Genomic DNA, 26,214 nt, shown 5'->3' on the forward strand with positions numbered 1-26,214 from the left:
GGTTTCGCGCGGACGAAGATCGACGACCTCGGCGGGCGGAGGCGTGTTTCAGAGCATTTAGCTGTTCTCCTATGGCTGTTCTGCACTTTCATGGGGGAACATGACCTGCCCCCCTTCCTCGGTGAGGATCGCGTCGAGCCGGATGTCGTGAGGTTGCGGATAGATCGTCGCAAGTTCAGCCGCCTGCAGGCCCACGCCGATCACGAAGGGGCTTGGAGACAGGTAGGCGAGCGTGCGGTCGAAGTATCCGCCGCCGTAGCCGAGCCGATAGCCCTCCCGATCCCAGCCAACAAGCGGGGCCAGCGCTACATTCGGGGTCACCACCTCTGCCTCTGGAGGCGGAACGGGAATGTTCCAGTCGCCCCGAACCATCTGCGCCTCGGGCGTCCAGCGGCGGAAAACCAGCGGGGCCCGTTTTTTCTCGACCAGGGGCAGCGCGACCCGCACACCAAGCCCATGCAGGTCAGCCATCAGGCGGCGCAGGTCGGGCTCGCCCTTGATCGGCCAGTACGACGAGAAGACGAGGTCCTGCATGTCGCCGAAGCGGGTCGCCAACAGGTCTTTCAGGTGCCGGGCCAGAGCAGCGCTTACAGACTTGCGCGCCTCAACACTCATCGCCTGGCGCTCGGAACGCAATCGCAGCCGCTCGGCTCGGCGCCAAGGCCCAACGTCGCGCAGCTGCTCAGGGTCGTCGCCCAGCGGATCGACATGGTCAGGCGCCAGATCGCCCGCCATGCAGGGCGGTGAAGCGTAGCGGCCTGCTGTCCGGTCATTTTCGCGCATTTGTCGCCTCATCGTGTCTGAAGCCTTCGGACCGAAAATCCGCCAGCAAGGCTGCCACCTTCCCCGCCATCCGGCGACGGCGTGGAGCCGCTCGGCATGGGCGCATGCTTGCCTGCAGGAAGTGATGGTCACGCATGAGCCCTGTCACCGGGCTCGAACTGCGCGAACAGCACGTCGTTTTCCAGCCGTATATGTTCCTCGAGATCGGTGAGGAATTCGTCCAGACCGGCATAGAGGCTGGTCCAGGTGCGGCAGGCACCATCCGGCAATGTCAGATCGCATGTCAGCCCGCGGATTTCGGCGACAACTGCCGCATGATCGTCGTGATCAGCGCGCATCGCGGTAATCGGGTTCTCGATGCCGGGCCCACCACCCTTGCGGATGACAGGAAAGAGGATCAGCTCTTCCTTCTTCATGTGCACCTCCATCGCGCCGATCATGCGGCGCAGGACGGTAGAGAGACCTTCGGGCAGGTTGTCGTCGCCGATGTGCACAATCTCGACCTTCTCGGCCATCTCTGCGAGAGGCGGCAGTTGTTGGCGATGGCGGGCATGATAGCGCGTCTCGATAAACCGGGTCAGTTCGGCAGCATCATCGATCGGGGCGATCTCGGTCATCGGAGCATCCTTTCGTCAGCGAAGGTTGGGGACGGCGTCGGGGGCGGTCTGCGCTTCCTGCACCGCGATGTGGAGCGAGCGGGCGATCCGTTCGGCGCGCTCGATGACGTACCAAGCGCCCGCAGGCGTGCAAACCTCGTGCGCCGTCTCACGGAACAGCCTCAACCAGCGCTCGAAATGCGCCCCGTCGATCGGCAAGGGCGTGTGCGCCGGCACAGGTCGGCCGTGGTAACGCCCTGTCATCAGCGCGACCGAGGACCAGAACGCGACCATCCGATCCAGATGCGGTTCCCAGTTGGAGATGCGTGCCGCAAAGATCGGACCGAGCACCGCGTCGCGGCGGACCTTGCCGTAAAAGGAATGGACCAGGTCGCGCAGGATGCCTTCGTCGAGGCCGGTTTCCGTCATGATGGTCGCCGTCATCTCCGGCCGGGCGGAGGCGGGCTTCAAGGACGGTTCGGACGCGGACATGAAAGCCTCATGGTTTAAGTCTTGCAATCAAGCCTAGGCCTGGTAATAAGTATTGTAAATACCAATTCATGCGAGTTCGCGGCGATGCGCCTCACCTCCTTCACCGACTACGGCCTGCGCATGCTGATGCGCATGGCAAGCGCCCCGGGTCAGGCCTTCTCGACCGCTGACCTGGCCGACGAGTTCGGCCTTTCGCGCAACCATCTGGCCAAGATCATTCAGCGACTTGCAAAGGCCGGGATGATCGAGACGCGCCGTGGCGGAGGTGGCGGCGCAGCGCTTGTCAGGCCGGCGTCGGAGATCCGGCTCGGTGCCGTGGTGCGGCTGCTGGAGGACGGCCAGCCGCTCGTGGAGTGCCTGAGTGCCGACGGCGGTGCCTGCACGATCGATGGCCGTTGCCGGCTCAAGGCGCGCATGCGGTCCGCGGAGGCGGCCTTTCTCGCCGACCTCGACCGCGCAACGCTCGCCGATATCGCGCTCGACCCGATACCGGCGGGCTGACGGAAATTCGTCCTGACGGTCACCACCGGCGGGCGTGAAAAACACCAACCACAGAATGGAAGGAATGCCCGATGACTACATGGCTCCCCACCCTGAGAACCGCAACGCCGCAAGAGGGGTATGAACTGGCGGTCAAGTTGTCCCGTGTCGCCATCAAGATGACCCAGCCCGACGCGGAGGTGCGAGAGAAGCTGCGCCCGGTCTACGCCGAGGATGCGGATGCATTGATCGCCTCCAGCCAGATCGTTGCAACCCATTTCGCCACCGTGGCGGCGGCCAACGACTATTGGAAAGCGACGACGTAACGATCGTCGCGCGCAAGTCCCGGGGTGTCGTCATCAACGCCGCGCGGCCGGCGGCCGCGTTTGGCCTTTCGCAGGACGAAGTTCAGGCACGGCTGCGCGCGGGTCGAGTCACCTCCTGCTGCGAGGCCGACGTGGGAGACGACGTCTTGCGTTGACGTCTGACTTTCCCTCACGCTTTCCGTGTTCGAAATCCCAGGTGGGCGGGGGAACCATCGGTAGCCTTCCCGCCAGAGGAATCCGCGGCCGCGCCGCTTCCTTCGAGAGGGAGAGGCGTCGCACGCTGAGAGCGGCGGAGCATTGCGATCAGACTGGAGTTCCGTGAGGAACGGTGAGCGATGGCCGCTCGCTCCATGCACCTTCTCCTTGCCTTGAGAACGTGACAACCTACCGAACATGAAGAAATGACCCAAGACCTCGCTGCACGGCTCGATGCCCACCAGTCAGCCCTTGCCGAGCAGCTCCTCGCGCGCGCGACGGGAGTTTGTCTGATACACGCGCTTCCGGGCGCAGGAAAATCCACGCTGTTAAAACGCATCTCGGCGATGACCGGTGCGCCGGTGCACCGCACCGCGCCCGTCGAGCCATCACCTGCGCGGGGCCCGATCCTCATCGATCTGCAGGATGGATCAGATATCAGGCTACCGGATGAGCCGGACCGGCTCTGGATCGTTGTCACCATCCCGGAACATGTTCAAGATTATTCGCGCCTCGCGATCTACGGCAAGCTTCATCAACTCGGAAACACCGATCTCTTTGCCGCGGGTACGGCTGCAGTTGGAAGTGGTTGGCCAGCTATTGCGGTGCACCATGATCGCGCGTTCGGTGACCGCAATACGGCACGCACCTTTCTGTCGGACGTGGTTCTCAAGCAACTTCACCCCGATCTGATCGACCTTCTTCAAGCCATTGCGCTCAGTCGCAACGGTCTCGCGGAGGAGCAGTTGGATGTTGGGCATCGCGCAGATCTTCGCTGGCTGGCGCCATTGCTTACGGTGGATCCGTCAAAGGTCTGGAGACTGAAGTCCGGCTGCATAGCCGTCAGCATACTCGAAGAAATCCTCAAAATGGAGCCCGTGTCGCCGGGTGCGGCGGAGGTGCTGTTTCGCAACGCCCAGCCAGATTTCGCGATCCGCTCGTTGGTGCGAGCAGGCCAGCGCAAGTCGGCCCTGGACCTTTTGAGTCGCTGCGGAGGGGTGATGTTCGGCCACCTCCATGGAGCCCAGGCCACATGACGTGCTCGCCGCCTTCGGCCGGGATGAGGTCGACCCCAGCGTTCTTTCGCTTCGCACCATGACGTCGATGACGATGGGTCAGGTCGGCCATGCTCGCCGCGTGCTCGACCTTGCCATGAGCAATCCCGAAGCTGCGAGCGATGTGCAACTCAGGCTCGCCCGTCTTCTCATGGCGATCTACGACGACCGCCAGATGGATACCGAGATGTCAAAGGAATGCGGCGCATTGCTTGCCGAGGTACCGCCTGAGGCCCACCTCGTCCGCGGAGCGGTTTACAATATTGCGCTCGACGACAAGATCCGCCGAGGGCTTTCCGACGAAGTCGAGGCAACGGCGGCTCGTGCTTTGATGCACTACCGCAAGGGCAACGCCCCCTATCCGGCGTTCTACATACACGTCCACCGTGCATTGATGCAGCTCGTTGCAGGCACCGCAACCAAGGCTGTCCATCGTCAGGGATTTTGGGACATATGGCGGCCTGAGCCAAGAGAGGATCTGGCTCATCTGTTTGGTTTGATAATGCAGCGGCTTCGCGGTGAAGCAAGCGTCGCGTTTCGATGGTCTGGCGCGGCTCATCGTGCTTTATTTGCCGCTCGGCGACGGGCTTACGCCGGTTTCCGTCGCCCTCACCCGACTGGCAACGTCACTCGGCCGGAGCTTCGAAACCGGAAAACTCGCGCTCGCCCTGCCCGAACCGCCCGATTCACTGGTCCTTGCGGGCCTCGGGTCGTGACACAGCCTGCAACCTTCCTGTCAGGATACCGGAACATGTGGATACTGTTGATGTTCGACCTTCCCACCGAAACGAAACCGCAACGCAAAGCGGCGACAGGTTTTCCGTCCGCCACTTTTCACTCGATAAAGGCTTCGAACGCAGCCAGTTCTCGGTCTTCGCACGGTTTGTGAATGGCAAGGAAGCCTTCCAGACGCGGGTAAACCGGATCGAACGTTGTCTGCCCGCCCACGGCGACATTCAGATCCTCAACTTCACCGACAGGCAAAACCGCAATATCGTGCACTTCTCGGATCAAGGGCGTAGAGCCGCCCGCAAAAACCCGGAGCAACTGGTTCTTTTCTGATGGTTGATTCTCGGAAACCTGAAGGTCAAAGTCCCGCGAAGCACTTGAATTTCAAATGCTTGCGGGGCGGACCAAGTCTAGCTGTTCAGAATTCGAGGTCCAGCTGCATGGTGTCTCTGCGGAGGATGACCAATTCTGAGCGAAGTGGTGCCCGGGGGCGGAATCGAACCACCGACACGAGGATTTTCAATTGGTCTGTTGATCCGCGCGCACTGTCTCAGGATCGCTCAACCCGTAACGTAGCCGGTTGAAAACCTTGATCTTTGCGCTTGGCAGATCGTCTCTACCCGTCTCGCGCCGGAGCATTCAAGCACGCTGCTCCTGCTACCCCAGTGATACCCACGGACGCCGAAGACCACACGGGTATCTCGATCCAGTGCATCCCGATCCAAAACCCTGCAAACCCTCTAGGGTTGTCCCTGACGCGGCTCATCCGCCCATCTTATCATGGGCTTATGAAACGCAAACTCACCACCAAGTTCATCGAGGGGCAGAAGCCCAGCCCGTCGAAACGTCTCGATTTCCGGGACGAGTTGATGCCGGGCCTCGTCCTGCGCATCAGCACGTCCGGCACCAAGACGTTCTGCCTGCACAAGCGCATCAACGGCAAGATGCGTCGCCTGACCATCGGACGGTTCGGCGTCGTGTCGCTGGCCGAGGCGCGCGAACGGGTGCGACAGGTTCTCTACGAAATCGAGACGGGCCGGTTCGAAGATCGCACGGGCGTCGAGGCCGAAACCAAACCCACGCTGGGCGACGTGATTCCTGACTACATCGAGAAGCACGCGAAGGTTCACAACCGCGACTGGAAGCGCAAGGAAGCGCTGCTGGCGAAGTTCACGCCCCTGCACGGCAAACGGATCGACGAGATCAAGCGCGCCGATGTCGTGAAAGCCTGCGACGTGATCCACAAGTCCGCGCCGGTCAGCGCGAACCGGGCGCTGGCCCACCTCAAGCACCTCATGGGCTGGTGCGTCGAGCGCGGCATGATCGATGCCTCCCCCATCGCCGGGATGAAACCGCTGTCCAAGGAACGTTCGCGCGAGCGTGTCCTGACCGACGACGAGCTGGGCGCGCTGTGGACGGCCTGTGACGCCGAAGGCTATCCTTTCGGGGATTGCATGAAACTGTTGATCCTCAGCGGCCAGAGGCGCGCCGAGGTCGCCGAGATGCGCTGGTCGGAACTCGACCTCGAAAAACGCCTGTGGACCCTGCCTTCGCAGCGCGCCAAGAACGGCAGGCAGCACACGGTGCCGATCACCGACGCGATGCTGGACGTTCTGCGCAGGGTGCCGAGGTTCCTCGGCTCGGACTACGTGTTCACGACCACCGGCAAATCGCCCGTGTCGGGGTTCGGTCGCCTGAAAGACCGGCTAGACAAGGCGCTGCCCGAAGGCACGGAACCGTGGATCATCCACGACCTGCGCCGCACGATGTCCACGAACATGGCGATGCTGCGCGTCCCCCAGCCCGTGACCGAGGCGCTGCTGAACCACAAAACGGGTGTGGTCTCGGGCGTTGCTGCTATCTACAATGTCTATTCATACGCGGACGAGAAGCGCGAGGCGCTCGGCGCTTGGTCGCAACATGTGATGAACTTGGTCAGGTCAAGCAATGACGCCACCGAAACCGAAATTGCGCAAGCGTCAGGTTGACCTCCTGCTTCTCAGCATCATCCGCGCCTACGAACATCCCGACAGGAAAAGCGAGACCGAACGTCTGGCAATCGTGCGCGAGGCCCTATTCGGCGAAAAGCGTGGGCGTGGTCGAACGGCCGCATTCGATGATCTGGCGCTATTCAAGGTCGTTGATGAGGTGCGCAAGCGTGAGCTTGATGGTCTTCGACGAGCCATCGCGAAGAAGAACGAAAAGCCTCAAACGCCCGAATGGGAAACTGAAATCGCGCGTGACCCCATGAAAGTTCGCGAGGCCGCACGGCGTTTCGCGGAACTGGCCGGAAAAAGCGACAACGTGAGCGATGACGCTGTTGAGCATCGCCTGCGCAGGAAGGCCGGTGCCCAGTTGACGACACGGGAAATGGCCGAAATCGAGTCTCTGTTCGATCCTGACGCGCCCCATACCCGAACGATGATTGCCGTTCTCGAATTGCTCGAGAACCTCGGCGTTCAGTCTGAAGTGATCTGGGACGAAAACACCTGATTTGTGTCCCGCGCTTCGGCGCATCGCCCCTGCTAATCTTCGACTGCATGCACCCCTTTGGGGTCGACCCCTTCATCCAACCGATGGAGGACCATCATGAATATAAACGACGGTCGCAAGACCTTGGCCACACGCGCTGATCTCAAGCGCCTTGGCATCAACGTGAGCAACACGACCCTGCTGCGCTGGGAGGCCCGTGGGCGCTTTCCTCGGCGTATCAGGATGGCCGGGACCAGCGTTGCGTGGTTCCTGTCCGAGATCGAGGACTGGCTCGCTGAACGCGCCGCCGAGCGCGCCCGCACGCATTACGCAGACGCGGGGTAGCCAGCCATGAAGATCATCATGAAAAGGGGCTATTGCCCAAAATGCCTCGAAGAACTGGGCGTGCTGAACAGCCCAGATCAACTGAGGGTGCTCGAAGCCCAAGGCAAGTTTCCTCGCCGGGTCGCGCCTCTCATGTGGGACGCGGACGAGGTCGACGACTGGCTTGAGCGCTTCACGGGCATCCGTCCGCAGAGGCCGGTCTGCGACTGCTGACAACATCATCGGTGGGGCGAAAAGCGCCCTGCCACCCCCCGACATATCGCGGCCTGAAACAACGCGCGTTTCGCGCGACCAGTGCTGCTGCACCTAATGAATGGATACATCATGACAGCCGAAATCGATGATTTCTTGACGCCAACACTTTGGGAAGACGGATGGCCAGATCGCATGACCGTCAAAGATCAGGACGAGTTCCTTTTCGCGATCTGGGGACCACAGGTGGGCGACGGCGAGAAGACTTATGCCTCGCTGTGCTTCCGCAAAAAGGGTTCAACCAGAATGGTTCAGGAGTTTGTGCAGATTGACGACGACATGTGTGTGGTCGACCTATTGCGCCACTACAGTCGGCATGAATGGGATCAATATTACAGCCCAAACACATACACGCGGAAAGATCGGAAAATCACCAGCGTTTCCCAAGAATGCTGGTTTGCCTGGTGCGACGTGGACAAAGCCGACCCGTTCGCATTCAAGCCGAAGCCGTCAGTTGTCTGGGAGACGTCGCCGGGTCGAACGCAGGCTCTGTGGTTCTGGGACCGGCCGCACATGCCCGGGCTGGCGTCAGCCTATTCGAAGGCGCTCACATATCGTCATGGCGGCGACAAGGGTGGCAGCGCGCCGAACAAGCTGCTTCGGTTGCCGGGGTCATTCAACCACAAGCCGGATTACGACAAGCCGTTCATTCCCCTGTTGAAATTCGACTCAAGCCCGATCAAGACCCGCCCCAAGCTACTGTCGGGTCACCATGGCGTTGGCGCGACAAAACCCGACGCGCTGGCCATGAACCCCCATGCACATGACCGCCTCGCCGTCCTGAGGAAATATCGACCCAAGCTGGACACCTCAACGCGCCACCTGATCCGGCACAACCGCGTGAAGGCACCGGATCGATCCAGCAGGATCTTCGCGATGGTCGCTGGCCTGCACGAGGCAGGCGCAACACTCGACGAGATCGCCAGCGTGATCTGGTCCAGTCCGTATTTCCGCGACAAGTACGGCGACGACCAGAACGCGCTGGAAACCGAAATATCGCGCATCATCGCACGAGTGGGGGCAGCGCAATGACCTCCAAGAAGAAGGAACTGTTTGTCGATCTGAACACCATCGATCCGAAGGAGGTCGAATGGCTCTGGGAACCGTTCATCCCGTTCAGCATGATAACTATTATGGAGGGCGACCCCGGCGTGGGTAAATCGTTCCTCGCCATGCAGCTTGCCGCGCAGATCAGCATCGGTGGCGAACTGCCCGAGGGGCAGAAGCTGGATCGCGGTCGCGTGCTCTACCTCAGCGCTGAGGATGACGCGGCCTACACGATCAGGCCACGCATCGATGCGATGGGGGGCGATCCAACGCGCATTCGCGTGCAGGGCGATTTCCTGTCCCTCGACGAGAAGGGGCTAAACGCCCTCATGCGCGAGGTGAGGCGCAAGCCACCGGACCTGCTGATCCTCGACCCCTTGTTCGCCTACGTGCCGAGTGGGCAGGACATGTATAAGCCGAACGTGATCCGGCAGCTTCTGTCGTTCCTCAAGGACATCGCCGAAACCGGCGAGACGGCGGTGCTGATCGTCCGGCACCTGACCAAGGCCAAGCACGACAAGGCCATCTATCGTGGTGGTGGGTCGATGGACGTGATCGGCGCGGCACGGTCGGCATTTCTGGTGTGCGAACACCCGAACGACAGTTCGACCAAGCTGGTGGTTCATATCAAGCACAACATCGCGAAGCGTGGTCAGACCCAGAGCTACGAGATTTACGCCGAGGACGGCGGCATGGCGACGTTGAACTGGCTGGGGCCGTCAGACATCACCATCGATGACCTGATTTCGTCCGAGGGTGGCACGCCCAAGATGTCGGCGCTCGACGAGGCAATCCAGTTCCTGCGCGTGTTCCTCAAGAACGGTCCAGAGCCGACGACCAAGGTCGAGAAGGAAGCTGCCGCGCGCGACATTTCCGAGAAGACGCTGGAACGCGCCCGGCGATCCTTGGGCGTGGTGTCGAAGAAGAAGGGAAAAAGCTGGGTGCTGTCGCTGCCAGACGAAGAATGACCACAGGTAGGATATGAAGTGCGCCAAGAACGCCAACAGCGCCATCGTGTTTGTTGGCGCACTTCGAACCCTCAACATCGCCACGAACATGCATGACGGCCTTGGCGTTCTTGACGGTCTTGAAATCGGCTGGGGGCCGAAAATCTCGGCAGTATGTATGACCCCTTGTCCGTCCACGAGGCGCGCGCCGATAAAAAAACGCCTCCCCCCACCCCCCTGTGGTCGCCCTGTGACAGCGCCGCGCGGAACGCCTCGGACCGACCCGTTGACTATCTATCAGTCTGTCGGATGCGAGCCGGACCCAAATTGTCGTGCCAAATCATGCGGTCCGCAGTCGCGCTGGGTTTCGGTATCGCGCGCCGGGTTCCACTCGGGTGGCAAACTGCTCGGGCGGTCATTCTTGCACCCATCCCTTGCGATGGTAATGGCGCAGCACGATGGCGCGGTTGAACAGGGGGAAGCCGATCCACAGGCCGTTGAGCGTGAAGAACGACAAGATGGCCCAGAGGAACATGCCCTTGAACAGGTAATAGAAGGGGCCGAACAGCAGGCACCACAGACGGTGCCAGTTGCCCAGAATGATTTTCGTCTGGCCATTGAAGGCCCATGTCGCGCGTATAGTCATTGCCGATTTCCTCGCTGGCTGCTTGCAATGCCAGCGCAATAAGATCGGGGACCATCGCCCGTCAGGGTAATTCCCGCGCGGACTATGGAGACCACAGGGGTAGCCGTGTCCGTGCAGATGCCGGGATGATCGCAATGAGCGCGGCGCACAGCGCGCCAGCCGGTTTTGCGACGGGATCACCATGCGCGAAGCACGCCTCGGCGCTCCTGGCTCAATACAACGCCGCCGCGCGCGCGTTTCGCTGTCGATGCTCGGGGTTTGTTGCAGGTTATTCCGAGTTGCACACCGGCAGGCCGCCATGCGTCTCGACATGCTCCCAGATCAGCCGTCGCTCGGCATAGGCGATGTAGGGGTGCAGGATTTCCGGCTTGGGGTCGATGCCGTCTGGCAGGTGCACCGAAACGAACAGGCCAGCCGTGTCGCCATCGAACACGCCATGGAACGTGACGCCCCCTGCGTGGCCCTTCTGCCCGGTGGTCGCTGACCTGTGGAACGTCCGTATCCTGTGGCGTATCCCCTTCGCACCCCATGTCCGTCCGATGTAGACGGTGCTTCCCGGTTCGCCGCGCGCAATCAGATACACGCCTGCACGATCAGGCAGGCTCGCACGGTCGGTCCAAGCGACGGGATGGGACAGCGCCAGTTCCACCAAACCCCGATCTGCGAGCGCCCTCGCAATTGACTGGTGATCGGGGTGTTGGAAATCCGCTCTGACACGGACCCTGTGCCTTTAGCCGGGCGGCCTGTTGTATAACACAGGCACCCCGACCATAGGTCAAAGGCGTTCAGCCGGTTGCCCGGCCTAGTCAGAGAGGGGTTTCCACGCCCCAACACGGCTGCGTCTGCCGCGTCGAGATCAGTCATAGCAGCAGATCGAGAAAAGCTAAAGATGTTCTGGGGTTATCCCTGACACGCTGCCAGCCTTCGTCTTATCGATCTGCATCAGCAACTTAGGAGATCGACATGACCGACATTGTGACGCTCAAGGCCATCTGCGACGAACTCAAGATTGACCCACGCGAGGCCCGTGAACGCCTGCGCGCCGCAGCCAGCGACGCCAAGGCGAACCCTGAACTGGCGAAGGCGCGGAAGCCGCGCACACCGTGGCAGTGGGTGAAGGGGTCCGCCGCCGAGAAGGAAGCCCGAAAAGCTCTTTCCAATTGTGCCCCAGTAGCAGAAGACGAAGGCAAAAAGAGCAAGTGAACCAATGAGAAAAACTGAAAAACCGAAAGGGCTTTTGCCGCCTGCTCCTGCTCAGGATGCGTCACGGAAGACTTACGGAGAATGGCAGATCACGGACACCGTTTCCAGTACACGAAAAAACCTGTTCAGCATTGACCCGCACAGCGGCTATCATGTTGGGACAATTATTTCGGGCAGCAGAAGCAAGCTAGATCGTTTCGAGAGGAGCCTCACACTTATTCGATCTGCACCGGACATGCTCTATGTTTTGGAGGCCGTGGCCGCGTCTTTAAGAGCGGGTGAGGAGATTGACACAGCCGAGCTATTGTCGTTGATCGACAATGTATTGGAGCGGGTTGCCTCACCATCTGGTGAAGGTTGAGCCGCAAGCCCGCCTTTAACGGCACGGAGCTTCAGACTCTCACTGATGGAATGCGGCCCGAGATTTTTTGTTGCATCCAAGATGCCCGGTTTGTCGATTCGTGGACTTAGCCAACGTTCGATCCAGCAGTTTGAGATGCTTCGAAGTGTAGACGAAGTTCTTCTTTTAGACCGCGCGCCAAACCCAAGCATATCGTCTTTCGCGTCTTTATAAAGCTCGCACCCATACACTTTACGTCCATGCGACTGCTTCAAGAGAGAGTCGTCATTGATGCCCAAAAGGTTTAGGCCCTCGCGAATTTGGCGCATCCGCGGACTACTACCTTCGCCAAAAACACTATTGATCCTTCGACGACCATAGACGGCTGTACCCAACTGGCGCATGAGTGTCACCGTCTGCTCGCTCAGATGCGTGATGCTTACTCCTGTTCCGCTTTCCAGCTTTTTCCAGACCACATCAGCGCTGAGACGCTCAAACCGTTCGCGCCGCAGCGCAAGACTCGAATACTGATTACTACCAACACCGTATAGGCTGGTTGTGGTGATGAGCTTAAGATCTGAACTTCGAACTATCGAGCGCCCCGCAATTTGGGATGCGATCTCACTGACTTGATTTGAGTACCGTTTACCATAGAGCTTTCGCGCCTCGCGTGAGGCCATCGCGAGTGCAACCAGCTTACCACCAAGTAGAGTATTGTAAGGCGCGATTGCACCACACACAGCCAAGTCGGCCACCTCAGTCGCTAGGTGCCGTTTCTTTATCTCATTGAGCGCAACACGAATGGCGCTCTGCCCATTTTTGTCAGTGAATGCGAGATAAGTAGCAGCCGCTGGCTCCTTCCGTATTCCCAATTGGACAAGGGTTTGCACAGCTTTGAGTAAGGGGGCTAGCTGTTCAGCCCTCTTTTTTCGGAATAGCCCTGTTTCTGAAAGGCGTCGCCACCCGTCGTCACCGATTTCTTCTTTCTTGTAGCCTCTAATATCGATTGGCTCATTGTCTTCGGTCGACGACAAGTCTCGTTTTCTTTGTGCGGCGCCTTCTGCAGCGCCACGCTCCAAACGGATCAATGTGTCAAAAGTCGGATGCACGATCTCATCGTCTGTGATCAGATCATCGTGGCGGATATCGTTGATTGCGTTCTCAAGCGCAATTAACAGGCGTTTTCCCACACGCGCCGCTTCATACTCACCGGCCATAATCTTTTCAGAAAGCGCATCAACCTGCCAGCCGATCCATCTATCCCGGCTGCCCAAATTTGCAGTTGGACTTGCGAGCATGGCAATGCCTATAACGGGGTGGTTTTTTCGTGCCCCGTTTCGCAATAGGAATCTCTGCGTTCGTCCCGGTAGGGGGTTGTATTCAAGGGACCACGTGTATCGAAAGTAGCGCCAGATGTCTTGAAGCTTGAATCCAGTGTACTCGCACCTTGCATCGGTCGAGCACTCTTGCAAGACAGGCCGAACGATTTTTCCCAACGCGTCCATTCGGCCTTCCCGCGTTTGCGAGTTCTGCGCCTGTTGCAGCGCAGACGCCAAATCCGCTCCATTATCAATCAAAGAAAGAATTGAAACCTTTTTCCCTTCAAAGGGCCGTTCACGCTCCATTCGCTTCATAAAATCTTGAACCGAAGCCTCGCCAAGCTGGCGATTACTTGCAATTTCAAGGCCGGCTCGAATTCGTTTTTTGGCGTGATCAACGGTTTCGCCTTCAAGTGGAGAAAACGAGGCAGACTCCACGGTAATTCCGAAATCATTGAAATCGATTTTCCAACCTTGCGCGATAAGGTCGGATAGGATTGAGTAAGCTACGGCCATACGCAGGTTGCCACATGCGTCCGTATCCGTCGCGAGCATACTGAATTTATCTGCAAAGCGCCGGAACTCTCTTGCTCTTTCCTCGAAATCAATATTCTTAGTATCTTCAACTTTCTGTTGGATACGCTTTCTTCCTCCTTCAGATATCTTCGAAGGGAAGAAGTAGCTCGGGCCATTGGTTTTTTCTTGATTTTTCATGTGGCGTTCATAACAGAATGCACGGGCCACCTAAATGGCCCGCGCTGCATAGTGAAGGAAAACTTATTCTGCGGCGATGTTGTCGTCTTCGCTGTCCACAACATCTTCGTCGTGACCGAAGCGATGCAGAACGTCGAGGGCGACTTCCAGTCTTTCAGACCATGCAATCTTTTCCACATGGTAAAAGTTCGACTTGTCCTGATTGCCCAGGGCATCGAGTTCAGCTTCGCCCACTGAGAAGAGCATTACCTCAAGGCCAGCGCGCAGAAACCGGTTCGCGGCAGCCGACGCATAAAGATCGGTGTAGAAACGGTGTGACATATTGATTTCGAGCACCTTCATCGCGCCGCGCTGAATGACCCTGTAAAACGGAGCATTAGGATGACTTGCGAACTCTACCTTATACGGGTGCTTCGCTTCCTCTTCTTGCGCCTCATTCCGAACCGTCTCCTCGGGGCGTTTCTGCTCCTTTGCTTTCTGCTTGACGTACTGTTCGAATTGCTCCCGTGCCTTGGCTTCACGCTCAGCCGAAGTGCCACCAGCGCGCTTGCGCCGGAATTTCTCGCTTTCCTTCATCGAAGCTTCAGACGCTCGATCTTTCTCGGGGTCCTCGGGCTTTGAGGCATCGGCTTTCTGCATTGCAGACACCTCTTTACGTAGAGTGCGGATGACACGCTCCACGCCCGCGTCCTGCAGCAAATCCCAGATCCGGTCGGACATGACCACGCCTTGCTTTGAATTCGCAATCGTGAATTCTTCATCAAGCTCGGCTGGAAAGTCGATCTCAAGCGCCCAATAGCGGTCATCGTTTCGGAACTTTTCTAATCCCCGCCAAGGCGTGCGCTCAACCACGTCGATCTGGCGTCCCATACGGCACACAATTACGCCACGATGATCATTCGCTACCTTGAAGCGGTTGTTGGAGTTCCCGTGCTGAGCATCTTTATCTTTGTCCCTAGAAAAGAAGCGATGGGGGAACAGCGCATACCGGATAGCGATCTTGACCTTCTTGTCTGGGTTGCGCTTGGACTTCACTTCAATTTCGGCTGGCTCCAACGCTTTCGCACGATCTTCGTCTTCATCGAAGTAGCGGAAACCGGGTGTGAGGAAGAGCGGGTCAAGCGGCTCAATGGAGGTGCCATCAAACTTTAGACCGACTTGCTGGAGGTAGTTCCGAAACATCACCCCGAAGTGCTGCAGGAGGTTGTCGCGCATCCCCTTTGTGGTCTTCCACTTGATCCGGTCCATTTTTTCCCACAGCACGATGGTTCCGTGCGTGAGTTTGCCGCCGGGCATGTGTTCCGAAATATGTTCCATGACCCATTTCGGTGGTTCGGTGCCCTCTACTTCGTCGGGCATGCGCACGGTATCCGTATTGTCCGTATATTTTCCTGCAGCGATGTCATCGAGGTCGACGGTAAGAGACCGCCAGTTTCCGCCCTCTGTGATCGAGAAAATTGAGTAGCGACGGGCTTGGTTAACGGATGCGCTAGGCAAGCCGAAACCAAAGCGCCCGAAGCCACTCCGGTTCTCTTCATTGTGACGATGAGTGCCACCCCACGCGGCAGCCGGCTGCAACATTCCTTTAGGCATGCCATGACCGTCATCGATCACGGCGAGTGCGTCGGGCGTAGCGGTGCTCTTGCCACTATACCCAAGCGCTATGCACACTTGCGTCGCTCCAGCTTCGATTGAGTTGTCGATCAACTCGTCGAGTGCGGTACCAGTGTGTTTGTAGTGAGTGTTCCGCATACTTTCGACAAAGGCCGTGCCGACGGCGAAAGTGTACTTGAAACCCTTTGCCGAAAGGCTCTCGGCATAAGCTTTCTGCTTGTCGAGATCAGATTTCGGGGCTTCAATCTTTGCTTCGATAGTCATGATATGCTGTCCTAAGCTTGTGCAGCCACTGTTCGGCCGCGTTTCAGGTTGGGCGCGTGCCCGGACAACCCGGACACGCCAAGTCGCCTTACGCGACGAACACTTCCAGATGATCGAAAACGATTTCGATCAGATCGCCACCAATCCATACATAACGGATCAGCAACTGCCGGAACACAAAAAAGCGCCCGAAGCCATAATGGCCTTCGAACGCGGTCTGATGCGCCAGTTGGACGAAAAGGTATGCGGTATCGGGGCCGCAAATCCCCATCATGCTGAACAACATGCCAGCCTCCATATGGTTTCAACCAACGGAGGCCCACCAGCTCTAGGTGACCTTCTCTGTCCGCCTTCATTCTGCAGTCGCTATGACCGCGTTGATCCGTCAGACCTCCGGTGCGAATAACATCTGCGCATCACTTGAGCATTTCAAGCCCCCTCGGAAAGAAAATTTCTACTCCCTTGGTCTGGGCGTTCCTTTTACGTGCGCCGAGCATCAGTCAGCAGACCGTCTACAGTGCTACCCAAATGATACCCACACCAACCTGCGCGGCCTCACGAGACCGGAAATCATTGGCTAAAAAATTGATTTAATTGAGTTTTAATGGTGCCCGGGGGCGGAATCGAACCACCGACACGAGGATTTTCAATCCACTGCTCTACCCCTGAGCTACCCGGGCACGGGTGAACGGCGATGCGTTCGGGTGGCGGCTTTCTAGTCGGGCACCGGGCTGGTGTCCAGAGGGAAAAGAGCCGCGGGATCAGTGCGGTTTCGGTGACGGTGTTGCCGATGGCAAAGAGCTGGTGTCGTCGTCATCGACAGGCTCGGCCGGGATCGCGTAGGCCCCCTTGAGCCAGCGGCCAAGGTCGACATCGGCGCAGCGGCGCGAGCAGAACGGGTGGTAGGCTTTCACCGCATCCTTGCCACAGATCGGACAGCTCATCCCAGAGCCTCCTCGAGCGGGCGACGTTCGCGTTTGCGCTGCATCTCGAAATGCCCCAGCGGCGTCCAGCCCGCAAGGGCGGTCTCGATCGGATCGGTACGGAAGGCGGCGCGCAGCGCCTGTTCGAACCCGCGCCGGTCTTTCTTGGGCATCGGTGCCAGATCCAGCGTGATCTGCCCGCCAAGTCCCTTGCAGCGCAGCAGCCTCGGCAGGGCGCGGGCGAGGGCGATGTTGGCCTTGAGACCGGCGGCGGGCGAGGTATCGTCGCCGGTGTTCACATCGACGGCGACGAGTGCACGGGTTGGTTCGATATGGGCAAATGCCCCCCCGGGAAGCGGGGCGAGAGAAGCACGCAATGCAGCAATCATCTCATCCGCGCCATGACGGGCAAAGCTTCCCGGGGTGTCGTCGAATTGATCCGGCGCGGCCCAGTCGCGCCAGGCGAGCAGATGGGCATCGGGGCCATCGACAAGCAGATCGGGCGCGCGCCCGTCGGCATCGGCGGCCACCGCCCGGGCAAGTTCATGCATCGCGGCAATATCGTCGGCGACCGCCGCATCGTCCCCCTCGACAGCCTCCGAGCGCAGGATCAGCCCGGTCTCACCGGCCTCACCCGCGGCCTCGTGCGCGATGTCGAGCAGGCGCACCCGTTCTTCCTCGTCATGGATCCGGCGCGACAGGTTGATCCCCGGCGCGCCGGGGGTGATGATCGCGTAGCGCGACTTGAACAGCACCTTGGCCGTCAGCGGCACCGCCTTGCCCGGCTCGGCCCAGCCGGTGACCTGCACCAGCACGGCCGCGCCCGGCTTCAACCCTTGCGCCTGCCGCAGGTATCCCGAGACTTCCGGCAGACGCACGAACATCCCGCCCTGCCCTTTCACCGGACGGTCGCAGATCGCGCGGTAGATCGCGCCGGGACGCGGGGTGGCATCCTCGGGGGCGGGGTCGATCAGCAGATCGTCGAGCTGACCATCGATGATCCGCGCCGCAGCCTTGCGGCCGGCGATCTCGTCGAGTGCGATCACGCTGCCCTTCATGCCCAGCCCTCGTGCACCGGGTAACCCGCTGCCACCAGAAGCGCGGCGGTCTCGGCCACCGGCAGGCCCATCACGGCGGTGTAGCTGCCCTGGATCCACGGGATGAAGGCCCCGGCCGGGCCCTGGATGGCATAGGCACCGGCCTTGCCGCGCCAGTCGCCGGAGGCAAGGTAGGCGGCAAGCTCGGCATCGCTGAGCCGCTTCATCTTCACGCTGGTCACCACGTCGCGGGCAAAGCTCGTGCCTTCGTTGCGCACAACCACCGAGGTTATTACCCGGTGACGCCGCCCCGAGAGCCCGCGCAGGAATGCTTCCGCCTCGCGTTCATCCCCGGGCTTGCCAAGGATGCGGCGGCCCAGCGCCACGGTGGTATCGGCACAAAGCACCACCTCGCCCGCGCCCACCGCCATCGCGGCAGCCTTTTCGGCGGCGATGCGGCGGCAGTAATGCAGCGGGATCTCGCCCTTGGCCGGGGTTTCATCGATCTCGGGCGGGCGCACCGCGTGCGGCGTTATCCCCAGCGTCAAAAGCAGTTCGGCCCGCCGAGGCGAGCCGGAGCCGAGGATCAGTTTGGACGCAAAGGGCACGCCCACGTCACTTGAAGCGGAAATTGATCCGGCCCTTGGTGAGGTCATAGGGCGTCATTTCAACCTGAACCCGGTCGCCGGCCAGAACACGGATGCGGTTCTTGCGCATCTTGCCTGCCGTATGCGCAATGATCGTATGGCCGTTTTCCAGCTCGACCAGGAATGTCGCGTTCGGCAGGAGTTCCTTCACGACGCCTGGAAATTCGAGCAGTTCTTCCTTGGCCATGGTCACTCCGTTATTGATCGCCCACCATGCTGCGGGCGCGATCTAAATGGCCCCATTGACCCGGATTTTCAAGCTCTAATCACGCCAGCGTCACGCATCGCACCGATTGCAGCCGGGGAGGCTGCTCGGACCAATGCGCCATGGTCAGCACGTTGCCGTCGGCGCGGGCGGCGCGCACGCGGGCAAGATCGACCTCGGCGATGGTCCAGCCCGGCGCGTTCATCGCGCCCTCGGCAAGAATGCCGGTGGCGGGAAAACCCCGGTCGGGCGGGCCATAGATACTGGCAGCGCCAGTGTTTTCATCGACCACCGGATTCCACGGCGCGGCCCCCAGGGTCGGGGCGTGGACCACCACGCATTGCCCTTCGAGCGCGCGCGCCATCGCGCCCACGCGCACCCGGCTGAACCCCTCCAACGCCTCGGTCGCGGAGGGCACGAGGATGATCTCGGCCCCTGCCTCCACCAGCGCCCGGGCCAGCAGCGGAAACTCGGCGTCGTAGCAGATCAGCACGCCGATCCGGCCCAACGCGGTTTCCATCACCACCAGCGGGTCGCCGGGACGCACGTCCATCGGGTCACGCTCCCAGCGGGTCATGATCTGCTTGTCATGCGGCTGGCGCTTGCCGTCAGGGGTGAAGAACATCGCCCGGTTTACCGCGTGATCGCTTGCGAAATACGGGCCGGAGGCCGCGAGAATGTGCACATTGTGGCGCGCGGCAAGCTCGGCGTGCAGATCCCAGGCGCGCGGCAGGGCCACGCTGACGGCCCGCATCGAGCCTTGCGTATCGGCCGCCACCGCGCGCCCGGCGAAAGCGGCCAGTTCCATCGCGCCATACTCGGGAAACACCAGCAGATCGGCCCCCTGTCCTGCTGCATCGGACACCCATGAGGCGAGCTTGTCGGCGTAGCAATCGAAGCCTTCCATCCAGTCGATCGGGTAGCAGGCGGCGGCGAGTTTCATGGTTCGAGCTTTCGTATCCAGAATTGCAGGGGTTTGCGGCTTTGTTCCGTCTCGCCGATGTCTTTCCAGGAAAACTCGGCCATCACACCGGCAAGCGGGTAATACCCGCGTTTGCGCCAGAATCCGTCGAGCGGCAGGTAGTCCTCCGGTCGGTCGGGGTGGTCGTTCGACCGCACCACACCGCAGAAGGCGGCGAAACGGCGCCCCAGCGCGCGGGCATGGGCCTCGCGCTGATCGAAGAAGGCATGGCCGATGCCCTGCCCCCGGTAGTCGGGCAACAGCACCGACTCGGCACAGTAGAAAATCTCGTCGAGCGGATAGCCGGTATCTTCGAAGGCGCGGGCGAAATCCTCGGCGTGGTCTTCCATCGGGGTGCCGGTTGCCGCGCCCACCAGCCGGCCTTCATCGAAAGCCCCAACCACGATCGCCGCGTCCGACTCCCGGTAGCTTTGCAGGTAGCGCTCTTCATAGGCGAGATCGCCATCGTAAAGGTAGGGCCAGGCCCGGAACACCTCGATGCGCAGCCGCGCCACCTCGGGAAGCGCGCGGGCGAGATCGTCGCCGGTGAGCGGGCGGACCTCGATCACGAGACCTGCCTCAGCCAGTCGGCAAGGTTGTAATAGGTTGTCACCCGCGCGATCTTGCCGTCTTCGAGCGTGAAGAACGACCCGGCGGGGAGAACGTAGCCCTGCTCCTGCGCCTCGGGAAGCCCTTCATCGGTGGCGAGGTAGGTGCCGTGCACCACGTATTCCGCCGCCGCCCGGTCGCCTTCGGCGAAAACCACCATGTCGCGCAGCTCTTCGCGGTAACAGCGCGCCATGTGCTCGCAAAAGGCCCGGAAGAGATCCTTGCCGCACCGCACCTGCCCTTCGTTGACGTGATGGGCTACGTCGTCGGAAAGGACTGCCAGCATCCCGTCGATATTACCCCGGTTGAAGGCGTCGAAATAGCGGGCGATCACATCCTTGCTCATAGCGCTCAATCTCCTTCGTAGTCGGTGTCGGGCAGCGGCGGGCCGAAGCGGGCGATCATCCGGTCGCGGATCTGGTCGCGCGCCTGGCGGTAGGCCGAAAGCTTCTCGTCGCGCTTCGTTCCCAGCCCGGTCGGATCGAGCACCGGCCAGTATTCCACCTCGAGGTGATGGTAACGGGTCAGTTCGAGAACCCGGCGCTGGCTTGCCGGGCTGAGTGCCACGATCAGGTCATAGGCCGACAGGTCGTCGCCCCATTCCTGCATCTCGTCGAAGGAGCGCACCTTGTGCTGGTGCAGCGGCACGCCGATCTCGTCGCAGACGGTCACCGAAAACCCGTCCACGTCGAGCTCGCTTTTCACCCCGGCTGACTGCACATAAACCCGCTCACCATAGAACTTCTTCATCATGCCCTCGGCCATCGGCGAGCGCACTGCGTTGTGATCGCAGCAGAACAGCACCGACTGGGGGAGCGCCGCACCCACCGCCTCAACCCCAGTGCAACACGCAGATGAGGGTGAACAGGCGACGCGCGGTGTCGGTGTCGACATCGGCCTTGCCTTCGAGCCGCTCCTGCACCACCCGGGCACCCTCGTTGTGAATGCCGCGCCGGGCCATGTCGATGGTTTCGATCTGGGCAGGGGGCAGCTTCTTCACCGCGTCGAAATAGCTCTCGCAGATCTGGAAATAATCCTTCACCACCTGCCGGAACGGCCCGAGCGACAGGTGAAACTCGCCGGCCTTTTCGCCCGCCTCGGTTTCGATATCGAACACCAGCCGCTTGTCGCGGATCGACAGGCGCAGCGCGTAGGGGCCTTCCGGCAGCACAGCTTCGCTGCGCGCCACGGGTGCGAAACTGTTTTCCTCCAGCAGGTCGAATACCGCCACCCTGCGCTCCTGCTCGATCTCGGGCGTGGGCGCGGCGAGGCCGGTATCGTCTATCTCGATCCTTGCAATGCGGTTCATTGGGCCTTTCCGGTCTGGTCCTGCCGGAAAGGGGTAAACCATGCGCCCCGCGGGCACAATCGCGGCCAGCGCCAACCCTCGGGGTCGCAACCCTGCCCCGGCATCGCGCCGGGGCAGGTGCTGGACTCAGTGCATCTTCTCGCTGAGGTTGATCGACACCACCTGGTTGTCGATCCCGTCGATATGCATCACGCGTCCGGCCGCTTCCGCGTCGAGCCCGCGGCGGCGCGCCCAGCGCGGCCAGTTTGCCGGGATCAGGCCGAGCACCCGGGTGGCCCCAAGGTCGCGGGCGGCTTTGGTCATCTCCTCGATCAGATGCAGATGCACCACCCGGCGCAACTTCTGCGGCGTGTCATGGGCCACGAAGACCCGCGAGCTTTCCCACACGTTCTCCGCCACCGGGGCCTCCTCGTAGAGCAGATCGGAGGGGATCGAGTCGAGCAGCCCGCGCTGGGCATCGCGGATCATGTAGGTGTAGATCCCCACCCGCGCCGTGGTCGGCGTGAGGCGGATACCGGCATAGACGCGACCGAAGTCGTGCACCGCCACCCAGCGGCTTGCAGGGGTGTCGTATTGATCGAACTCCATGCCCATCGCTTCGGGCAGATCCCAGTTGTTCTGGACGATGAAGCTCTGCCGTCTAGCGCGAAGCAGGTTGGCAAAAAGCTCGCCATGGTTGTGCAGATTGGCGAAGGAAAGTGTGGTCGTTTGCATGGTCTTTCTCCAAGTCAGGGTTGAACAGCAGCTATCCGCCGCCCCCGACCTGGGCCCCGCGTACCTTCGAAAGGTTTGACCGGTAGCCTGACAGGCTCAGAGCAACCGGTAATCCTTCGCGCGTTGTATGGCTTCGGCAGAGGTGCGGGCGAATAGCTTCCTGCGCGCCGACGCCAACCGGGCCTTCAGCGCAGACTCGGAAATTCCGAGCCGCGCGGCACCGGCGGCATAGCGCTCCCCTGACGCGACGATCCGCAACGCCTCGATCTCGGCGGGCGTGAGATTGTCGGGGGGTTCGGTCTCGTGGTGCAGGCGCAGAACAATGCCGGTGATCGTCGCGATCTCCTCGTCGCTGAATTCCCGGTCAGCACGCGCCACCGAGGCGATGGTGCGCGACTTCATCGGCCCGCAGGAGATACAAACACCATAAACCAATCCGAATTGCCGGGCCTCGATCATGATGCCGAAGGGATCGGGGAGGTCTATTTCGCTCCAGCGGGTGGCACCAGTCCGCGAGATACCCCAGGCGACAATCGGGTCGCGCAGGGCATAGGCATTCTGGGTATAGTGGTCGATCCAGCGCGGATCATAGGTCTGAAACATCATGAGCGGCGCGGCGAACCTCACGTGCAAGGCGAGATAGTAACCCGACGGGGCCTGATCGCCGAGGTCCACCAGAAATTCATCTATGTTTTGATTCCGACCCATGGTCTTCAGGTAAGATCGCCAGACAAGCGCGCACAACCCCAAATTGCTAACCCGCGAGAAATAATCCCGCCCCATGCGTCTCTCTGTTGCGGAACGGCCAACAGTTTGCCCGGTCGATCGGGTCCAGTTCAGCGCATCGAAAAAGCGGGGTTTCGGCGGCCGGACCAGCATCCCTTCGGTGTGTCGATCAGGATCGGAGTCCGCGCAATCATCGCGTTCGACCTTGCGGCAAGTGCCGTCTCAGCGCGCGAGCCAGCCCCCGTCCACCGGCAGGACCGCGCCGTGAACAAAGTCCGCCAGACCGCTTGCGAGAAACAGAACCGGCCCGACGATGTCTTGCGGCGTACCCCACCGGCCGGCGGGCACCCGGGCCATCAGGGCGGCGCTGCGGGACTCGTCGGCTTTCAGAGCGGCGGTATTGGCGGTATCGACATAACCGGGGGCCACGGCGTTTACATTGACGCCAAAGGGTGCCCATTCGTTCGCAAGGGCCCGCGTGAGTTGAGCGATCGCGCCTTTGCTTGCGGCGTAGCCGGGAACCTGGATGCCGCCCTGGAACGACAACACCGAGGCGACGAATATGATCTTGCCGTGCTTGCGTTCGACCATCTGGCGACCAAGTTCGCGCGCGAGCAGGAACGGCGCGTCGAGATTGACGGCCATCACGTCATCCCAATCCGCGTCCGCATGATCCACAGCCCGCGCACGACGAATGACACCAGCGTTGTTGACCAGGATATCGACCTTCCGCCCTTCCGCCGCCAACCTGCTGATCAGTGCGCGGATCTGGGATCGGTCCGCAAGGTCGCAGTCCACCGCGTGGAATTCCTTCCCCAGCTCTCTGATTTCAGCGCCAAGGCCGTTGTCTTTGGCCTCGATGTTTCTGCCAACCGCGATGATGTTCGCCCCGGCTCGCGCCAGTGTCAGGGCGATCTCGCGTCCGATCCCGCGGCTCGCGCCGGTCACAAGCGCGGTCTGCCCGGCAAGGTCGATATGTATGCCGGTCGTTTTCATAGATCCGTGAGAGTCCCGAGGGCGCGCTCGGCGGAAAACGCCACGGTTTCGGACAATGTGGGATGGGCATGCACCGATAGCGCCAGATCTTCGAGCGTCGCGCCCATCTCCATGGCCAGCACCAGTTCCGCCAGCAGTTCGCCCGCATTGCGACCGACAACGGTGGCCCCCAGCAGGCGGTGCGTGTCGGGGTCGTAGACGATCCTGGTGAGCCCGTCGCTCCCGCCCGAAGCGAGGTTGCGGCCACTCGCCGCCCAGGGGAAGCTCGTGAGCTTGTGGGCGATGCCCGCCTCTTTCGCCTGCGCGGGTGTGAGTCCAGCCCAGGCCAACTCGGGATTGGTGTAGGCGACCGAGGGGATCAGGGCATCCAGCCCCGCGGCATGGCCAGCGGCGACCTCGGCGGCGACGTGGCCCTGGTGGGTGGCCCGGTGGGCGAGCATCGGGTTGCCGGTGACATCGCCAATGGCGAAGATGTCCGGCACCTGCGTCCGGCATTGCGCATCCACCGCTATGACGCCGCGCGCGTCCACCTCCACCCCGGCCGCCTTCGCGTTCACCAGCGATCCATTGGCGCGGCGGCCAACGGCCTGGATCGCGGCGTCGGCCTTGATCTCGCCCTCGAAGGCACCTTCGCATGCGAGCGTCAGCGCCGCCTTGCCGGCCTTCACCGCGGTAACCCTGGTGGCGCTGTGAATCGTGACCCCCTGCCCTTCCATCGCGGCGCGCAGGATTTGCACCGCCTCGGCATCCGCGCCGGGGGCGATCTGGTCGAGGAATTCGATCACCGTCACGGCGCTGCCGAGGGCGGCGTAGATCGTGGCCATTTCCAACCCGATGATGCCGCCTCCGACGATGGCAAGGCGTTTGGGCACCGACCGCAGTTCGAGCGCGGCGGTGGAATCCCAGATCCGCGCATCCTCGGGCCAACCCGGCAACTGCACCGGGGCCGAGCCCACCGCGATCACCGCCCTGTCGAAGCTCCACGTCTCGCCGTCAATCTCAAGGCTCTTCGGCCCGGAAAATACCGCCGCGCCACGCACCACCCGCACCTTGCGACGTCGCGCGAGCCCGGACAAGCCATCGGTCAACTGACGAACAATGCCATCCTTCTTTGCCCGGAGCGCGTCGAGGTCCAGCTTCGGATCGCCAAACCCGATCCCCCAAGCGGCCATATGCGCCGCCTCGCGGATCACCTCGGCGGCGTGCAGCAGCGCCTTTGACGGGATGCAGCCTTCGTTGAGGCAGACCCCGCCGAGGCTCGCGCGCGGGTCCACGAGGGTGACATCGAGGCCAAGATCGGCGGCGCGAAAAGCGCAGGCGTAGCCACCGGGGCCCGCGCCCAGCACGATGAATGGCGCGTGTTTGTCAGCCATGCGGGCCCTCCTCAGACCATGATCCGGCGCGGATCGGCGATCAGCCCGGCGAGGTAGATCATGAACCGCGCCGCATCCGCGCCGTTGATCACCCGGTGATCATAGCTCAGGTCGAGCGGCACCATCGGCACCGGCTGGAAGGCCGCGCCATCCCAGACCGGGGAAATCTCGGTGCGGGTGATGCCGAGGATCGCCAGTTCCGGCGGGTTCACAATCGGTGAGAATGCCGTGCCGCCGATGCCGCCGAGGTTGGTGATCGTCATCGAGGCCCCGCCCATCTCCTCGGGGCGCACCTTGCGCTCCTGCGCCCGACCGGCAAGATCGGCGATCTCGCCCGCGATCTGCCACAGGCCCTTCTTGTCGACGTTGCGCAGCACCGGCACCATCAACCCGTGCGCAGTATCGACGGCGATGCCGATGTGGACGTAATGCTTGAGCACCAGCGTCTCGCCATCGGCCGAGAGCGAGGCGTTGAACCTGGGAAACTCGCCGAGCGCGCGCGCCAGCGCCTTGACCTGAAAGGCCAGCGCCGTGAGCTTGATGCCGCGCGCCTGCGCCTCGGGCTTGAGCTCTTTGCGCAAGGCTTCGATGGCGCTCACGTCGGCGCGGTCGTGATGGGTCACCGCCGGGATCAGCGCCTGCGCTGCGGCGAGGTTCTGCGCCGCCACCTGTGCGAACCGGCTGAGCGGCTCCTCGGTGACCGGGCCGTAGTCGCCATGGTTCACCTGCCAATAGGAGGTGTCGCCTGTCGGGCCGGCCGCGGCGGGAGCGCCCTCAAGATCCTCCCGCGCAATGCTGGTGCGGCCCAGTTCGGCGGCCAGCTTCTCGAGGTCGATACCCTTCTGGCGGGCCAGCGCCCGGACCGAAGGCGGAGCTATCAGATCTGCCATATCCG

The 26,214-nt window shown here is 61.4% G+C and carries 36 protein-coding genes and 1 tRNA gene; 13 read left to right on the forward strand and 24 right to left on the reverse strand.

Annotated elements, in window-relative coordinates:
- Positions 1-69 precede the first annotated feature (69 nt).
- The 3 genes from B9Y97_RS04695 to B9Y97_RS04705 form a co-directional block, all read right to left on the reverse strand.
- Complete coding sequence (locus tag B9Y97_RS04695; protein WP_254900849.1) at positions 70-783, reverse strand: 5-formyltetrahydrofolate cyclo-ligase; 714 nt, start codon at positions 781-783, stop codon at positions 70-72.
- Between the two features lie 128 nt (positions 784-911).
- A complete protein-coding gene (locus B9Y97_RS04700; RefSeq protein ID WP_085525661.1) occupies positions 912-1,400 on the reverse strand; it encodes a hemerythrin domain-containing protein in 489 nt (162 codons plus the stop codon).
- A 15-nt stretch (positions 1,401-1,415) separates the two neighbouring features.
- Positions 1,416-1,808 carry a group III truncated hemoglobin gene (locus tag B9Y97_RS04705; RefSeq protein ID WP_254900850.1) on the reverse strand — a complete coding sequence of 131 codons (393 nt, stop codon included), beginning with the start codon at positions 1,806-1,808 and terminating at the stop codon, positions 1,416-1,418.
- Between the two features lie 147 nt (positions 1,809-1,955).
- Between B9Y97_RS04705 and B9Y97_RS04710 the strand changes: the two genes are divergently transcribed.
- From B9Y97_RS04710 to B9Y97_RS04720, 4 genes are all read left to right on the forward strand, one after another.
- The gene (locus tag B9Y97_RS04710; RefSeq protein WP_085525663.1) at positions 1,956-2,372 is read left to right on the forward strand and encodes an Rrf2 family transcriptional regulator; all 417 of its coding nucleotides are present in this window, start codon (positions 1,956-1,958) and stop codon (positions 2,370-2,372) included.
- 71 nt (positions 2,373-2,443) lie between these two features.
- The gene (locus B9Y97_RS04715) at positions 2,444-2,677 is read left to right on the forward strand and encodes a hexameric tyrosine-coordinated heme protein (protein ID WP_085525664.1); all 234 of its coding nucleotides are present in this window, start codon (positions 2,444-2,446) and stop codon (positions 2,675-2,677) included.
- The gene (locus B9Y97_RS18425; RefSeq protein WP_369596648.1) at positions 2,659-2,832 is read left to right on the forward strand and encodes a DUF6522 family protein; all 174 of its coding nucleotides are present in this window, start codon (positions 2,659-2,661) and stop codon (positions 2,830-2,832) included. Before B9Y97_RS04715 ends, B9Y97_RS18425 begins: the two co-directional genes overlap by 19 nt.
- 246 nt (positions 2,833-3,078) lie before the next feature.
- Entirely contained in the window at positions 3,079-3,909 is an 831-nt protein-coding gene (locus B9Y97_RS04720; protein WP_085525665.1) for a DEAD/DEAH box-containing ATP-dependent helicase, read from the forward strand.
- Positions 3,910-4,117: 208 nt separating this feature from the next.
- On the opposite strand, the gene B9Y97_RS04725 is transcribed toward B9Y97_RS04720, so the two are convergent.
- Positions 4,118-4,414 carry a hypothetical protein gene (locus B9Y97_RS04725; protein ID WP_085525666.1) on the reverse strand — a complete coding sequence of 99 codons (297 nt, stop codon included), beginning with the start codon at positions 4,412-4,414 and terminating at the stop codon, positions 4,118-4,120.
- Between the two features lie 31 nt (positions 4,415-4,445).
- Here B9Y97_RS04725 and B9Y97_RS04730 point away from each other — a divergent pair, with 31 nt between their 5' ends.
- The 8 genes from B9Y97_RS04730 (at position 4,446) to B9Y97_RS04765 (ending at position 9,740) form a co-directional block, all read left to right on the forward strand.
- Positions 4,446-4,643 (forward strand): hypothetical protein, encoded by a 198-nt coding sequence (locus B9Y97_RS04730; RefSeq protein ID WP_254900851.1) that lies wholly within the window; start codon positions 4,446-4,448, stop codon positions 4,641-4,643.
- A gap of 37 nt (positions 4,644-4,680) precedes the next feature.
- Positions 4,681-4,989 (forward strand): CRISPR-associated endonuclease Cas2, encoded by a 309-nt coding sequence (gene cas2, locus B9Y97_RS04735; protein WP_254900852.1) that lies wholly within the window; start codon positions 4,681-4,683, stop codon positions 4,987-4,989.
- A 455-nt stretch (positions 4,990-5,444) separates the two neighbouring features.
- Positions 5,445-6,644 (forward strand): tyrosine-type recombinase/integrase, encoded by a 1,200-nt coding sequence (locus tag B9Y97_RS04740; protein WP_085525667.1) that lies wholly within the window; start codon positions 5,445-5,447, stop codon positions 6,642-6,644.
- On the forward strand, positions 6,604-7,149 hold the full coding sequence (locus B9Y97_RS04745; protein ID WP_139828226.1) for a hypothetical protein: 546 nt from the start codon (positions 6,604-6,606) through the stop codon (positions 7,147-7,149). The genes B9Y97_RS04740 and B9Y97_RS04745 overlap by 41 nt, the downstream gene beginning before the upstream one ends.
- A gap of 96 nt (positions 7,150-7,245) precedes the next feature.
- On the forward strand, positions 7,246-7,473 hold the full coding sequence (locus tag B9Y97_RS04750; protein ID WP_085525669.1) for a helix-turn-helix transcriptional regulator: 228 nt from the start codon (positions 7,246-7,248) through the stop codon (positions 7,471-7,473).
- Between the two features lie 6 nt (positions 7,474-7,479).
- Positions 7,480-7,686 (forward strand): hypothetical protein, encoded by a 207-nt coding sequence (locus tag B9Y97_RS04755; protein ID WP_085525670.1) that lies wholly within the window; start codon positions 7,480-7,482, stop codon positions 7,684-7,686.
- A 111-nt stretch (positions 7,687-7,797) separates the two neighbouring features.
- Positions 7,798-8,757: a DNA-primase RepB domain-containing protein gene (locus tag B9Y97_RS04760; protein WP_085528107.1), complete on the forward strand. Its 960-nt coding sequence runs from the start codon at positions 7,798-7,800 to the stop codon at positions 8,755-8,757.
- Positions 8,754-9,740 carry an AAA family ATPase gene (locus B9Y97_RS04765; protein ID WP_085525671.1) on the forward strand — a complete coding sequence of 329 codons (987 nt, stop codon included), beginning with the start codon at positions 8,754-8,756 and terminating at the stop codon, positions 9,738-9,740. The genes B9Y97_RS04760 and B9Y97_RS04765 overlap by 4 nt, the downstream gene beginning before the upstream one ends.
- A 394-nt stretch (positions 9,741-10,134) precedes the next feature.
- Here B9Y97_RS04765 and B9Y97_RS04770 read toward each other — a convergent pair whose 3' ends face one another.
- Together B9Y97_RS04770 and B9Y97_RS17890 are read right to left on the reverse strand one after the other, a co-directional pair.
- A complete protein-coding gene (locus tag B9Y97_RS04770) occupies positions 10,135-10,365 on the reverse strand; it encodes a hypothetical protein (protein ID WP_085525672.1) in 231 nt (76 codons plus the stop codon).
- Between the two features lie 268 nt (positions 10,366-10,633).
- Positions 10,634-10,948: a hypothetical protein gene (locus tag B9Y97_RS17890; protein ID WP_139828227.1), complete on the reverse strand. Its 315-nt coding sequence runs from the start codon at positions 10,946-10,948 to the stop codon at positions 10,634-10,636.
- Positions 10,949-11,328: 380 nt separating this feature from the next.
- On the opposite strand from B9Y97_RS17890, the gene B9Y97_RS04775 reads away from it, so the two are divergent.
- Positions 11,329-11,568 (forward strand): hypothetical protein, encoded by a 240-nt coding sequence (locus tag B9Y97_RS04775; RefSeq protein WP_085525673.1) that lies wholly within the window; start codon positions 11,329-11,331, stop codon positions 11,566-11,568.
- A 240-nt stretch (positions 11,569-11,808) separates the two neighbouring features.
- Here B9Y97_RS04775 and B9Y97_RS04780 read toward each other — a convergent pair whose 3' ends face one another.
- The 18 genes from B9Y97_RS04780 to B9Y97_RS04865 all read right to left on the reverse strand — a co-directional run bounded on the left by B9Y97_RS04780 (position 11,809) and on the right by B9Y97_RS04865 (position 26,209).
- The gene (locus tag B9Y97_RS04780) at positions 11,809-13,941 is read right to left on the reverse strand and encodes a Druantia anti-phage system protein DruA (RefSeq protein ID WP_085525674.1); all 2,133 of its coding nucleotides are present in this window, start codon (positions 13,939-13,941) and stop codon (positions 11,809-11,811) included.
- Positions 13,942-14,004: 63 nt separating this feature from the next.
- Positions 14,005-15,819, reverse strand: coding sequence for an ATP-binding protein (locus tag B9Y97_RS04785; protein ID WP_085525675.1), 1,815 nt, complete (start codon positions 15,817-15,819; stop codon positions 14,005-14,007).
- 88 nt (positions 15,820-15,907) lie between these two features.
- Positions 15,908-16,105: a hypothetical protein gene (locus B9Y97_RS04790; protein ID WP_085525676.1), complete on the reverse strand. Its 198-nt coding sequence runs from the start codon at positions 16,103-16,105 to the stop codon at positions 15,908-15,910.
- Positions 16,106-16,424: 319 nt separating this feature from the next.
- Positions 16,425-16,499 (reverse strand) — tRNA-Phe (locus B9Y97_RS04795).
- Positions 16,500-16,580: 81 nt separating this feature from the next.
- Complete coding sequence (locus tag B9Y97_RS04800; RefSeq protein ID WP_085525677.1) at positions 16,581-16,763, reverse strand: DNA gyrase inhibitor YacG; 183 nt, start codon at positions 16,761-16,763, stop codon at positions 16,581-16,583.
- Complete coding sequence (locus B9Y97_RS04805; protein WP_085525678.1) at positions 16,760-17,800, reverse strand: ribonuclease E/G; 1,041 nt, start codon at positions 17,798-17,800, stop codon at positions 16,760-16,762. The genes B9Y97_RS04800 and B9Y97_RS04805 overlap by 4 nt, the downstream gene beginning before the upstream one ends.
- A complete protein-coding gene (locus tag B9Y97_RS04810; protein ID WP_254900853.1) occupies positions 17,797-18,387 on the reverse strand; it encodes a Maf family protein in 591 nt (196 codons plus the stop codon). The genes B9Y97_RS04805 and B9Y97_RS04810 overlap by 4 nt, the downstream gene beginning before the upstream one ends.
- A 7-nt stretch (positions 18,388-18,394) precedes the next feature.
- Positions 18,395-18,613: a translation initiation factor IF-1 gene (gene infA / locus B9Y97_RS04815; RefSeq protein ID WP_085525680.1), complete on the reverse strand. Its 219-nt coding sequence runs from the start codon at positions 18,611-18,613 to the stop codon at positions 18,395-18,397.
- Positions 18,614-18,692: 79 nt separating this feature from the next.
- On the reverse strand, positions 18,693-19,574 hold the full coding sequence (locus B9Y97_RS04820) for a carbon-nitrogen hydrolase family protein (protein WP_085525681.1): 882 nt from the start codon (positions 19,572-19,574) through the stop codon (positions 18,693-18,695).
- Positions 19,571-20,158 (reverse strand): GNAT family N-acetyltransferase, encoded by a 588-nt coding sequence (locus B9Y97_RS04825; RefSeq protein ID WP_085528108.1) that lies wholly within the window; start codon positions 20,156-20,158, stop codon positions 19,571-19,573. The genes B9Y97_RS04820 and B9Y97_RS04825 overlap by 4 nt, the downstream gene beginning before the upstream one ends.
- A complete protein-coding gene (locus tag B9Y97_RS04830; protein WP_085525682.1) occupies positions 20,158-20,547 on the reverse strand; it encodes a ketosteroid isomerase-related protein in 390 nt (129 codons plus the stop codon). The genes B9Y97_RS04825 and B9Y97_RS04830 overlap by 1 nt, the downstream gene beginning before the upstream one ends.
- A gap of 5 nt (positions 20,548-20,552) precedes the next feature.
- Positions 20,553-21,029: an arsenate-mycothiol transferase ArsC gene (locus B9Y97_RS04835; protein ID WP_139828228.1), complete on the reverse strand. Its 477-nt coding sequence runs from the start codon at positions 21,027-21,029 to the stop codon at positions 20,553-20,555.
- A 4-nt stretch (positions 21,030-21,033) separates the two neighbouring features.
- Complete coding sequence (locus B9Y97_RS04840; protein WP_085525684.1) at positions 21,034-21,510, reverse strand: UPF0262 family protein; 477 nt, start codon at positions 21,508-21,510, stop codon at positions 21,034-21,036.
- Between the two features lie 126 nt (positions 21,511-21,636).
- Positions 21,637-22,224, reverse strand: coding sequence for an acyl-homoserine-lactone synthase (locus B9Y97_RS04845; RefSeq protein ID WP_085525685.1), 588 nt, complete (start codon positions 22,222-22,224; stop codon positions 21,637-21,639).
- A 96-nt stretch (positions 22,225-22,320) separates the two neighbouring features.
- Positions 22,321-22,932 carry a helix-turn-helix transcriptional regulator gene (locus B9Y97_RS04850; RefSeq protein WP_085525686.1) on the reverse strand — a complete coding sequence of 204 codons (612 nt, stop codon included), beginning with the start codon at positions 22,930-22,932 and terminating at the stop codon, positions 22,321-22,323.
- A 240-nt stretch (positions 22,933-23,172) separates the two neighbouring features.
- On the reverse strand, positions 23,173-23,946 hold the full coding sequence (locus B9Y97_RS04855) for an SDR family NAD(P)-dependent oxidoreductase (protein WP_085525687.1): 774 nt from the start codon (positions 23,944-23,946) through the stop codon (positions 23,173-23,175).
- Positions 23,943-25,319 (reverse strand): dihydrolipoyl dehydrogenase, encoded by a 1,377-nt coding sequence (lpdA, locus tag B9Y97_RS04860; RefSeq protein ID WP_085525688.1) that lies wholly within the window; start codon positions 25,317-25,319, stop codon positions 23,943-23,945. Before lpdA ends, B9Y97_RS04855 begins: the two co-directional genes overlap by 4 nt.
- A gap of 11 nt (positions 25,320-25,330) precedes the next feature.
- Complete coding sequence (locus B9Y97_RS04865; protein WP_085525689.1) at positions 25,331-26,209, reverse strand: 2-oxo acid dehydrogenase subunit E2; 879 nt, start codon at positions 26,207-26,209, stop codon at positions 25,331-25,333.
- Positions 26,210-26,214 lie beyond the last annotated feature (5 nt).

The organism is Maritimibacter sp. HL-12 (genome assembly GCF_900177545.1).
Classification (GTDB): domain Bacteria; phylum Pseudomonadota; class Alphaproteobacteria; order Rhodobacterales; family Rhodobacteraceae; genus Sinisalibacter.